The organism is Pseudoalteromonas sp. M8 (assembly GCF_018141365.1).
Lineage (GTDB): Bacteria > Pseudomonadota > Gammaproteobacteria > Enterobacterales > Alteromonadaceae > Pseudoalteromonas.
The window spans coordinates 3,855,137-3,867,362 of sequence record NZ_CP047240.1 but is presented as its reverse complement, the minus strand read 5'-3'; the positions used below and the strand labels follow the sequence as shown (position 1 = coordinate 3,867,362).

The window sequence follows — 12,226 nt, the reverse complement described above, 5'->3', positions numbered from 1 at the left end:
TGAGCAGGCGCTTGAGGTGCCCATTACCTTAAAAATATTGTTCGAGCGGCCAAGCGTAAGCGCACTTGCAACTTGGTGTGAGATCCATCGTGCAGCCAAAGCGGCGGACGAAAACGGTCAGTCTGAGGAGATGTTTTTGTGATGAATGAACAGCAAAGACAGATAGAGGCTTTGATCGCAGAAGCATTAGCCGCTGGCGTGACCTTGTATGAAAAAAACGGTGGCTTGGCATTTAAGCAAACCGCTGGGTTTCCTCCACAGTTAAAACAGCAGGTGGTTGAATATAAATCAGAGATCGTTGCCTATTTTCAGCAACAAAGCCGTGATGTGGCGAACTCATCGCCGAAAATAGTCGCGCAGCCAAGCGCGGGGAAAATCTTACCGCTGAGCTTTGCGCAGGAAGGACTGTGGTTTATTGAGCAACTGCAAGGTAGCAAGCAGTATTATATGCCCGCCGAGTTTTTGTTACGTGGCAAGCTTAATATTCAAGCAATGCGCAGCGCCGTACAAGATGTGGTGCAGCGCCACGAAATACTGCGTGCTAGGTTTGTAAAAAATGAACAAGATGGCCAACCCCAGCTGCAAATAACGGATGATATTAGTGCGCCGTTCGAGTGGCTTGATGCCAGTGTAGCAGCTGAGGAAACACGGCAAGCCTACATTGCTTCGCGCATCGCAGCACATCAGAACAAGCCTTTTGATTTGGCTCATGATTGTTTGCTTCGCGTGCTGGTGGTAAGTAATGGCGATGAGCATCACCTTGCTTTTAATATGCACCATATTGTCTCTGACGGGGCGTCAATGGCGCTACTTGCACAAGAGATAGAGGCTGGCTATTGCAAACACATAGGCGTACCCTACACATCGCTTGCAACTATGCAGGTGCAATATAGTGATTTTAGTCAGTGGCAGCGAGCACAGTTAACGCCAGATCGCATCGAGGCACCACTGGCGCAACTAAAACAGCAATTTGGCGAATTAGCGCCGTTGCAGTCATTGCCTTGTGATTTTGTCCGTCCTGCGGTGCAGTCGTTAACGGGGAAGGTATATCGCCAAGCGCTTGATGCGTCGTTATTTGCGGCGATCTCGACACAGGCGAAGTCGCTCCAGCTCACACCCTTTATGTGGCTGCTCAATACCTTTATGTTGTTTATCGCAAGGCTTACGCAATCGCAGCAGGTGGTTGTAGGCACGCCAGAACTTGGCCGTCATCACCCCGAATTAACGCCGTTAATTGGCTTGTTTGTTAATACCTTAGTGATGCATGCAAAGCTCGACAGTGATATGCCATTTAGCCAATGGTTGCAGCAACAAAAAGCCCTCAACCTAGCGGCGTTTGAATATCGCGATATTCCTTTTGATAAAGTGGTGGAAGCGGTTGGTGCTCCAAGAGATTTAAGTCACCACCCGCTAGTGCAAATATTATTTACACTGGAAACCCGTGATGAGCGTGCTTTTACGCTTCCGGGATTATCGGTTCAAGAAGTGCAAAAACAACAGGCGGATAGCATAGCGGTAAAATGCGACTTAGAACTCAATGCCGTAGTTGATGAGCAGGCACTTTATTTACATTGGAAGTTTGATAGCAACCTTTACACAGCAGAGACCATCAAACATTGGGCGGATTGTTTCCATACGCTGCTTCAAGCTTGTGTTACAGCCCCTCATACCGCCGTTGGTGAACTTGCGTTACTGAACCAAAAACAGCAACAAGCATTAATAATGGGCGCTCAATGCCAAGCGGCAACTTGGCCTAAGCAAGACACCATCACCAGTTTATTCACGCGCTACGCCGAGCACTTTGCCACACGTACTGCCGTGCAAGATAGCACGACTATGCTGAATTATCGTGAGCTTAACGATCGAGTCAATGCGCTGGCGGTAATGCTGTTACAACAAGGGGTCACGCCACGAACCATGCTGGTGGTGAGTGTATCACGCAGCATTGAGATGATAGTGACCTTGCTAGCAGTGCTTAGAGTGGGTGCTGCCTATGTGCCGGTAGAACCCGACTACCCGCAAGAGCGCATTGAGTATATTTTGGGAGATGTGCAAAGCCCATGGCTACTTTGTGATAACGCTACCCAGGCACAGTTTAGCCGGCTTTCATACCAGCTAATTAATGTGTCACAGGCAGAGCATCAGGCCAGCCGCGAAGCCCTCAAGCTGCTTGATGCTATTCAGGTTGAGCCGCAAGATTTGGCTTATATGATCTATACCTCGGGCACCACAGGGCGACCAAAAGGCGTACAAATTGAGCATCGTCATGTGGTGCGCTTACTTCATGTAGAGCCCAACTTATTCGATTTTAATGAGCAAGATGTTTGGACCTTATTTCATTCCTTCTGCTTTGATTTCTCTGTGTGGGAGATGTATGGCGCGTTACTCTTTGGTGGTCGCCTTGTGGTTGTGGATAAAGCGACTGCGCAAGACACTCAAGCTTTTGCTCAGTTGTTGGTTGATGCTCAGGTTACGGTCTTAAATCAAACACCAAGTGCGTTTTACGCGCTACAAGCCACGCTACTCAATGACAGTCAGTTGGCGAGCCAATGTGCAGTGCGGTACGTGATTTTTGGTGGTGAAGCGTTGCAGCCAAGTAAGCTACAACCTTGGGCACAGCACTTACCAAATTGCCAGTTAATCAATATGTATGGCATTACCGAAACCACGGTACATGTTACGTTTAAAGCGCTGGAACTGGCGGATATGGCGCTTGGCACCAGTAATATAGGTCGTGCTATTCCGACCACCAGCTGCTATGTACTTGATGACAAGCAAAGGCTCTTGCCGCAAGGTGCCGTGGGCGAGTTGTACGTAGGGGGCGAGGGGTTTGTCGGGGGTATTGGCAACGTGACGAATTAAACGCGACCCGCTTTATTCAAAACCCATTTAGTGAAGCGTCCGAGCAGCGATTATATCGCTCAGGCGATCTCGTGCGCTTAATGGCCAGCGGTGAGCTGAGTTATGTTGGCCGAATTGACGACCAGGTAAAAGTTCGGGGTTATCGCATTGAATTAGGCGAAATTGAAAACCAGTTGCGCCATCATCCCGAAGTGGCTGAGGTCACTGTGCTGTTAAATCGGCAAGACCCAGAAAATGTCTGGATCTGCGCCTTTGTGGTGTTACACAAACAGGTCGAGTTCGACGACATCACTTTGGTCATGCAGCAGTTTTTAAAACAAAATTTACCTGACCATATGTTGCCGGCCAAAGTGCAAGCGGTGACAGCTATGCCACTGACCAGCAATGGTAAAGTAGATAAAAAAGCACTACTGCAGCAACTTGATACAAGCTTTAACGAAAACACTTATGAAGCACCGATTGGCGAGCTTGAAACCCAACTTGCAAGCTATTTTGCCGAGACTTTGCAGCGCGAATCAGTTGGTCGCTATGACGACTTTTTTAGACTCGGCGGGCATTCGCTGCTTGCTGCAAAACTGGCAAATCATATTCGCAAGACGCTGCACATTGAGTTACCGCTGCAAGCGATTTTTACGCACCCTACGGTGCAAGGTTTAGCTACAGCACTTGAAAAACAAGACGCGCAGCTAAGTACAATTGCTGTGGTAGATAAAACTAATGGTGTGGTGCTGTCTTTTGCTCAGCAGCGTTTGTGGACATTAGATCAAATGCAGCAGGGCAGCCAGCAATATCAAATTCAAGCGTTATTGGCGTTTTCAGGGGAGCTTGATCTGAGCGCGTTCGAGCAAAGTTGGCAAAAGGTGCTGTCACGGCATCAGGTGTTGCACTCGGCTATCATCAACACTACCGATGAGCCCAAACAGTACCTTGTCGCTTTGCCTGAGCATTTTGTTACGCTTATTGACGTTTCTACGCAATCACCGCTTTGGCAAACTGTGGTTTGGCAGCGCGCGGTACGAGACGACCAAGCGCAGGGTTTTGATCTTAGTAAAGATCTAATGATCCGTGCAACTCTAGTTCGATTCTCATCAGGCTACCATCGGCTTATCGTCAATATGCACCATATTGCTAGTGATGCTCAGTCTATTGAAGTATTAATGCGAGAGCTCACACAGTTTTATGCCCATTACACCCAAGGCTGTGAACTTGCCCATGACTTGATTGCGCCACCTGAGGTGCAATACGCGGATTATGCCCATTGGCATCGAGCACAGTGCCAAGGCGCGCAGCAAAGTGCAGACATGGCATTTTGGTCTGCGCATCTTGACGATGCGCCGCCACTGCATCAATTACCGCTCGATACGCCTCGTGGGCAGGCCGTGAACAATAGCGCGCAAGCATTTACTGAGCAGCTAAGCGTAGAGACATGGCAACGGCTGCAACAGTTTTGTCAGCGTTTGGGAATAACCCCGTTTATTTGGTTGCATAGCGCGTATGCGGTGGTGCTTGCTAAGTTTAGCCAAGTGGATGATATTGTGATTGGTGCGCCATTTTCAGGGCGGCATCACCCACAAGTGGAGCAGTTGATTGGCTTTTTCGTCAATGCCTTGCCAATTCGCGTGAAGGTCGATTGGCAGCAGAGTTTCAGTCAGCTACTCGATATACAAAGAGAGCAGATTGAGCAAGTACATCAACATCAATCACTTCCCTTTGAGCAGCTCATTGACCATCTTGGTGTTAGCCGAGAGCTAAGTCACCAAAGTGTTTTCCAGTTGAGTTTTGCGTTTAATCCCGAGCCACAGCACACACCAGAGTTTGTGGGGCTCAGCACGGAAGTTTTAGCGTCGGAAAACGCGCGTGCCAAGTTTGATCTAGAGCTCAGCGCAACAGTAAATGGGCAAGGGTTGAGATTGCACTGGCTATACAACAGTGGATTATTTGAAAGAGAAACCGTAGCTAGCATTGCAGAGTGTTTTAATGTTGTGATCGCGCAGTTACTCACGCAGCCTGATTGCGCACTTGCGGATATAAAACTTTGCAAGGAGCAGAAGCTAGAGAGTCATGCGATTTCAGGCAAATCAGCGCCGGAACACTTTGAGCAGTCAGTGCTTGAGCAAATTGAGCGACATATGGCAGAGCCTGCACAAGCTGAGCGGTTCGCAGTAATTGACACAAACTCAAATCAAACCTTGAGTTATGGTGAGCTTAATGAAAGAGCCAAGGCATTGGCGGCGCTGTTATTAAGTGAAGGGCTGCAACCAGAGCAGCCTGTGCTTGTTGCGATGACGGGCAGCGCAGATCTCATTGTGGCGATGTTGGCTGTGTTAAAAGCGGGTGGATGTTATGTGCCTGTTGACCCTCATTACCCTCAAGCGCGAGTCAATTACATCGCTAAAGACAGCAGCGCTGCGCTGGTTTTAACCAAGTGTGAGTTTGCCGCTCGCTTTGAGGTAGCAGAGTTAGATGATAACGACATTGAGGCTGAATATCGCTCCTCACATGTCATTTGTGTTGATGACGCCAACGTGCAGGCGCGCCTTGCGACAATATCACTACCTCAGCAGTTTCCAAAAGTTAAAGCGGAGCAGCTGGCCTATGTGATTTATACCTCAGGCACAACAGGTAATCCTAAAGGCGTGATGATAGCCCACCAAGGGTTGGCGAATTTATGTGGTTGGCACCGACGAGCTTTTGCGGTGGATAATCATAGCGTTGCGAGTCAAACCGCCAACCCCGCCTTTGACGCGGCAACATGGGAAATTTGGCCTTATTTATGTGCTGGCGCGAGCCTCGTGTGTGTGACAAAAGCGGTGCTACAGTCACCGGCCGAATTAACAGCCTGTTTCAATACACACCAAGTCACGCATAGTTTTATTGCAACGCCAATCGCTCAAGCGCTGCTCACTGAGTCTTTGTTTAACCCGCAAAGCTTGCGCTATTTATTGGTTGGCGGCGATAAACTCGGTGCGCTTCAAGCAAAAGAATACGGATTTACCTTAGTCAATAACTATGGACCTACCGAAGCCTCGGTGGTCGCGACTTCAGGTGTGGTTGAGTTTGACGGAAAGGTGCCAGATATCGGCTTGCCCGTCGACAATAGCCAGCTATTTATTTTAGACCCACAACTGCGTGCTGTGCCTCAGGGGATGATTGGGGAGTTATACGTAACAGGAGCAGGACTTGCCAGTGGATATTTACATCAACCACAGCTTAGTGCTGAGCGTTTTGTTGAGCTACAAGTCTCTCCCTCGCACATGGTGCGAGCCTATAAAACGGGAGATTTGGTTCGCCTGCTTAGCAGCGGCCGTATCGCCTATATGGGTCGTAACGATGGACAAGTAAAACTGCGAGGGTATCGTATTGAACTGGCCGAAATTGAACAGCAAATTGGGCTGCTATCGAGCGTACAAGAATGTGCGGTTCAGATAACCACAAGCGCATCAGGGCAGCCACAGTTGCAGGCATTTGTGGTAACAACAACTGAGCCTCAAGTGCTTCAAGCCCAGCTAAAGGAAAGACTACCAAGTTATATGGTGCCAGAGCATTTTGTTATGCTCGCAAGGCTACCTTTGACACCGCATGGCAAGGTTGACCATCGTGCCTTGGCAACACTTGGTAAAACTCAACAGACTATCACAGTAACCGAGCCGAGCGCGGTCACACCACAGGCTAACAGCATCGTAGCCCAGTTACTGGCGATTTATCGGCAGGTATTAAATACACCATCGATGACCGCTGAAGATGACTATTTTGCGTTGGGCGGCGACTCTATTTTGAGTATTCAAATCGCAAGTAAAGCCAAAGCACTCAAGTTACCTGTTAGTGCTACCGACGTGTTTACCTACCCCAGTGTTTCGGCACTTGCAGCAAGACTTGCCCAGCAAGATATTCGCCTGACTATGGGTAAAGAAAGGCAGCCATTGGTTGGTCAACTCGATAAATTACCAATTCAGCATTGGTTTTTCGCCCAACAATTTGCCAAACCCAGTCATTGGGATCAAAGCGTGTTGGTGAGTGTAGATAAATCCGTCACACCAGCGCAGCTCAAGCAAGTGATAGGGTACTTGATAGCTCAGCACGATGCGCTACGTTTGGTGGTTGCGGATGAAAATACCCTATTTGTACATGATGGCATTGATATTAAAAAGGTATTTACGGCGCATACGCTTGAGCGTGACGTATGGCAAGCTGAGCTGAGCGAGTTCAGTGAGCAAGTGCAGCAAGGTTTTGCGTTTACTGGCACGCCACTGTTTAAAGCAGTGTTATTTGTTACACCTGACGGCGAAGCCAACAATCGCTTGCTGTTTAGCGCACATCACTTGCTAGTGGATGGCGTCTCTTGGCGTGTGTTACTTGAAGATGTAAGTCAGCTATTACAGCAGCAAACAAACAATGTGCCGCTGGAGCTTCCTGCTGCAAGCGCGAATTTGGCTGAACTTGCCGATTTTTATCGTGAACTTGCAACCGATGAGCGTGGTTTGCGCAAATGGCAGAAGGTGGCTGCACTGGCTGAAACTTCGCACTTATTGAGTCTTAAAGATACAAGCGCGACCCCAACCATAGCCAAAGTTCGCCACACATTGTCAGCAGCGCACACCCGTGCGCTACTGGGATCCGCCAACACCAGTTACGGTACGACGGCGCAAGCATTGCTGCTTAGTGCGCTTGCTTGGTGTGCGCAAAAGCGCGGTGTAGACCGTGAAGTGATCATGCTAGAAGGACACGGTCGTGAGTTACTGACGAAATCACTGGATAGCAGCCGGACCATTGGCTGGTTAACGGCGCTCTATCCAATGCAGTTATTTAGTAATGGTAGCCGCTTGCATGATGTGATTTGCAGTATCAAGGCAGAGCTTGAAAGGAGCGCTAAAGTCGCCAGTAGTTATGGTGCAGCGCGGTATTTACACCCAGAACCAAACGTTCGCTCGTCGCTTGAGATTGATACCCGAGGTTTACTGTTTTTCAACTATTTAGGCCAGCTAGATACAGTTATTGAGCAACAAGGTTTGCTGGGAGATGCTCGTGAGTCGACTGGCACTTTGGTTGCAAAGTCAAACCTCAGTTACTTTGGAGCACAACTAACGGCGGCAGTTGTCGATGGTCAATTGGCGTTAACGTTAGAGTTTGACAGCCTGCGCTTAGCATCTGAAGCAGCAGAGCGATTAAGTAAAGAGATACTCGAAAGTCTAATTCAGGTCATCGAGCATTGCCAATCCCAGCCTCAACGTCATTACACAGTCAGTGACTTTGCACTTCTCAGCGGCATTTCTGAACGGCAGTTACAGCGCATAGTTGAGCAGGTTGAAGGTGAAGTTGAGGATATTTACCCTCTAACTGGTTTGCAGCAAGGCATGTGGTTTCACAGTCAAACGGCACGAGAGGCGCACGCTCAAAGCACGCTACCTTACGTCGAGCAAACCAGCTTATTGTTGCAAGGAAGTATAGATATTGAAGCGCTGAGTTATGCTTGGCAGCAATTGATTAAGCAGCACAGCATATTACGCTCGGCATTTATAGACGTTGCTGGCGAGCCGCTGCAAGTGGTCTGTAAACATGCCGATGTGCCACTCAAACTGCTGCACAGCAGTGTCATTGCAGAAGAGCAATCGCAAATAGTGAAATCACAGGCCGCGGTGGAGCTTGCCGAGCCGCTTAGGCTTTCACAAGCGCCTTGTATGCGATTGAAGTTAATTGCTTTTGAGGATGGCAATGTTGGGGTGGTTTGGACTTATCATCATCTCATCATGGATGGTTGGTCGCTGCCGGTATTATTTGCTGAATTATTGGCATTTTATCAAGCCCGTTGCCAAGGTGAGTTACGGCCCATTGTGGTAGATAATTTCCGCGATCATATCGAATATTTGCATACGCATGTTGACCGCGACGAAGCGTTTTGGCGGGAGTATCTGGGTGGAGTTACCGCGCCCACATTACTCAGCGAAAAGGTACTTCACACTGAAAATCACACTGAAAATAAAGCGGCTGGTGTTAAAGAACTTAGTGTGACTTTACCGCAATCGCTGCAAGATGCCGTGACTCGCTTTACAGGCGAACAAGGACTTACCGTCAATCAGTTTATCCAAGGGCTCTGGGCGTATTGGGTGGCAAATTGCTGCAACGAACCGTATGCCTTATTTGGTCAAACCATTGCGGGCAGACCTACAGCGCTTAGTAGAATGGCGCAGCGCGTTGGCTTGTATATCAATACGCAAGCGGTCCATGTCGGGATAGATCAAGCTGCGCGTGTGAAAGATTACCTGCAAGCGGTGAAGTCGCAGCTTACGGCATTGGCGCAGCACCCGCATACACCACTGACACAAGTTCATCAGTGGTCGGGTATTGAGAACGACAGTCCATTGTTTGATTGCTTGTATGTTTTTGAAAATTATCCGCAAGATCCGTTGCAAAATAGCGCTGCGCTGCCATTTATTGCAACAACCTTAAGCGAAGTTGACGAAACACACTACCCATTGACCTTTGTGGTCGGCGTAGGGGCGAGTTTATCGCTCACGCTGAGCTATCAGCAGCAATGCTTTGATGAAGTGTTTATCGAGCAAAGCCTTGCGGCGATGCAGCAGCTGATGTTAGCTGCGACACAACAGCCCGAACAAACACTTGGGAAATTGTCTTGGCAGCCTCAACACGCGCAGTACAGCAAGGCATTGCCTCTACCTACTTTTTCACTGGCGCAAGCGGTGCAATATCAAACGCCAAATATACCAATTCAGCAATTATTTGCTCAAGTTGCTGCTGAATTTCCTGAGCATATTGCTATTCGTGAATATAGTACCGCCTCTGGGGAGGCTCGCTGTTATCGCTATTCACAGCTGGATAAAGACGCCAATCAGCTCGCCCATTACCTTGCTTCACGACTAGAGCCGAGTACGGCCCCCGTTATTATTGGCCTGTGTCTAGAGGCGAATTACCAGCTTATTGTGGCTATGCTTGCGGTGCTCAAATTGGGCGCAGCTTATCTACCAATTGCACCAACACTACCCGAGTCTCGACGTCGTTTGCTGCTGCAAAATGCCAATGCAGCCATGCTGGTTTCTAAAACAGAATATTGGCAGGGTAGCTCGGAGCAGGTGGTGCCTCAAGTCGATTTAGATAGTATTCAGGGCGCTTTGGCTGAGCAGCCTAGCCGTTGCTTTACTGCGCCATGCCAGGTTGACGACCTCTGTTATGTAATTTATACCTCGGGCACCACGGGCATGCCAAAAGGGGTGATGGTGGAGCATGCCAGTGTCGTTAATTATGTGCAGGCATTAGCCTCGCAATATGCGATTACGCCCAGCGACAATTACCTGCAATTTGCTAGCATGAGCTTTGATGTGTTTGCGGAAGAGGTCTTTTGTACTTTACTTCGTGGTGCAACCTTGGTGATGGCACCGACAGACGACATGTTGGATCCCAACAAGCTGGCGCAATTAAGCCAAGATGCCGAGTTAACACTGATGAGTTTACCAACGGCGTATTGGCATCAACTTGCAGCGACTTCAGTCACCTTGCCAACCTCGCTGAGGATCATCACCATAGGTGGCGAGCAAATGCTGATTGCCGCGCTCACCGATTGGCAGCAGCGCTATGGCGACCATATTCGAATTATTAATGCCTATGGCCCGACCGAAGCAACCATTTCTGCAACCCTTAATGATGTCACACACTTCAGCGGTGCACGCGTGCCGATCGGTCAACCCGTCGAGGGTTTATCTTTATATTTACTTGATGAACAGCTTCGAGCGGTGGCTACCGGTGTGGAAGGGGATTTATACATTGCAGGTATTGGCCTTGCCAGAGGCTACCTCAATGACGAAGAAAAGACGCAGCAGGCCTTTATCATTGAGCCAAATAGCGGCCAGCGACTTTATAAAACCGGCGATCGTGCTTGCTGCTTAGCCTCAAATGAATTGCTGTATCTAGGCCGTGGTGATGACCAAGTTAAAGTGCGCGGTTACCGCATCGAACTGGGTGAGATTGAGCGGCAACTTCAGCTGCTAGACGAAGTTGCTGCGTGTGCTGTGGTGGTGCGTGAAGATAGCAGTAACAACGCGCAATTAGTGGCATTTGTGCAGCCAACGCAACATACGGAAGTGAATGATGCAGCTCTGCGAGCGCAATTACGCGCAGTACTACCCACTTACATGGTCCCTGAGTTGTTTCAATCAGTTAGCCAACTTCCGCTGACAACGAACGGCAAAGTAGATCGCAAACAGCTCATTGCGCTGGCCGGATCATACACTCCGCCTCAACCCTTGCGGCAAGAGGCTAAGCTGGAAAGGCTTACACCACTACAAACTCAATTAGTGCAGCAGTTTGCTAGTCGTTTGCTGGTGGATGGAGTGTGCCTTGACGATAACTTCTTTAATTTAGGTGGTCATTCGCTATTAGCGATGCGTTTAGTGGGTGATATTAATCAGCACCTACAACTCAATTTGCCACTGTCGGCACTTTTTGAGCATCCGACTGTGCGTGGGCTCAGCCAGTATATTCAAGCATTGAGGGATAGTTTCGGCGAATGTCATGGTAAACCTCAATCGCTTGAAACCTTAGTGTGTTTGCAAGAGGGCGAGCTTGGTTTTACACCAGTGGTGTTGATTGCGGGAGCGGGGGGTTGGTTAATGGCATTTCATGCGTTAGTGAATGGGCTTGATAGCCGTATACCCGTTTATGGCTTGCAGCCAGAGGCGCTAGCCGAGGAACCCGAGACGCTAACCTCGATTAGACACACCGCAGCGTATTACTTGAGTGTATTAGCAGGCGCTGAACTTGGTGAGCAAGTGCATTTGGTCGGACATTCTTTTGGCAGCTTTATCGCCTATCAACTTGCCACTTTACTTGAGCAGCAAGGTCGAATTGGCTGTTCGGTAACTGTGATTGATACGCCTGTACCGAGCAACCCAGCGCTTAACTTAGATGAAGCGCAAATCGCACAAATGATGCTGGATAATCTGATAACGTTTTTTCGCCTCAGTGTCTCTGATGCTGAAATCAGTGCCTATAAGCAAGGTGATGCTCCAGCACGCATTGCCTATCTCAATCACTGGATACATCAAGCTGGATTTAACTTTAGTGATGCGCATTTACGCCACTTTCAACAAGTTTTTAGTGCCCAACTGCGAGCAAATATTGAGATGCCGTCTATGCTTAGCGACACCCTAATCTGTGTTGTAAAAACGCAGCAAACGCAAGAATTTGAAGGCCATCCTGTGAATAAAGACATGGGATGGAAACCATTTAGTCACTCTCTCTCTTGTTATGAAGTCAAAGGAGATCATTTGTCCTGCCTGCAAGCCGAGCAAGTAGGGCAGTTGGTTAACATAATTGAGCGCAACTATGTGTTGCACTAGCAAAAGTACATACTTTT

3 protein-coding genes and 1 pseudogene are annotated in these 12,226 nt (G+C 48.7%); all 4 read left to right on the top strand.

Annotated elements, in window-relative coordinates; genetic code table 11:
• The first annotated feature begins 16 nt into the window (after window positions 1–16).
• Window positions 17–142 (top strand): hypothetical protein, encoded by a 126-nt coding sequence (locus GSF13_RS24865; protein WP_249122726.1) that lies wholly within the window; start codon window positions 17–19, stop codon window positions 140–142.
• Window positions 142–2,862 carry an AMP-binding protein gene (locus GSF13_RS24860; protein WP_249122801.1) on the top strand — a complete coding sequence of 907 codons (2,721 nt, stop codon included), beginning with the start codon at window positions 142–144 and terminating at the stop codon, window positions 2,860–2,862. The genes GSF13_RS24865 and GSF13_RS24860 overlap by 1 nt, the downstream gene beginning before the upstream one ends.
• Window positions 2,844–3,224, top strand: a pseudogene (locus GSF13_RS24855) (hypothetical protein); the annotation flags it as partial. The gene GSF13_RS24860 and the pseudogene GSF13_RS24855, both read left to right, overlap by 19 nt.
• Complete coding sequence (locus tag GSF13_RS22235; RefSeq protein ID WP_349251770.1) at window positions 3,198–12,209, top strand: amino acid adenylation domain-containing protein; 9,012 nt, start codon at window positions 3,198–3,200, stop codon at window positions 12,207–12,209. The pseudogene GSF13_RS24855 and the gene GSF13_RS22235, both read left to right, overlap by 27 nt.
• Window positions 12,210–12,226 lie beyond the last annotated feature (17 nt).

Excerpts from the sequence above, each read along its gene's own strand:
- GSF13_RS24860 (WP_249122801.1), top strand. The coding sequence starts at position 142 with ATGAATGAACAGCAAAGACAGATAGAGGCTTTGATCGCAGAAGCATTA.
- GSF13_RS22235 (WP_349251770.1), top strand. The coding sequence starts at position 3,198 with ATGTTGCCGGCCAAAGTGCAAGCGGTGACAGCTATGCCACTGACCAGC.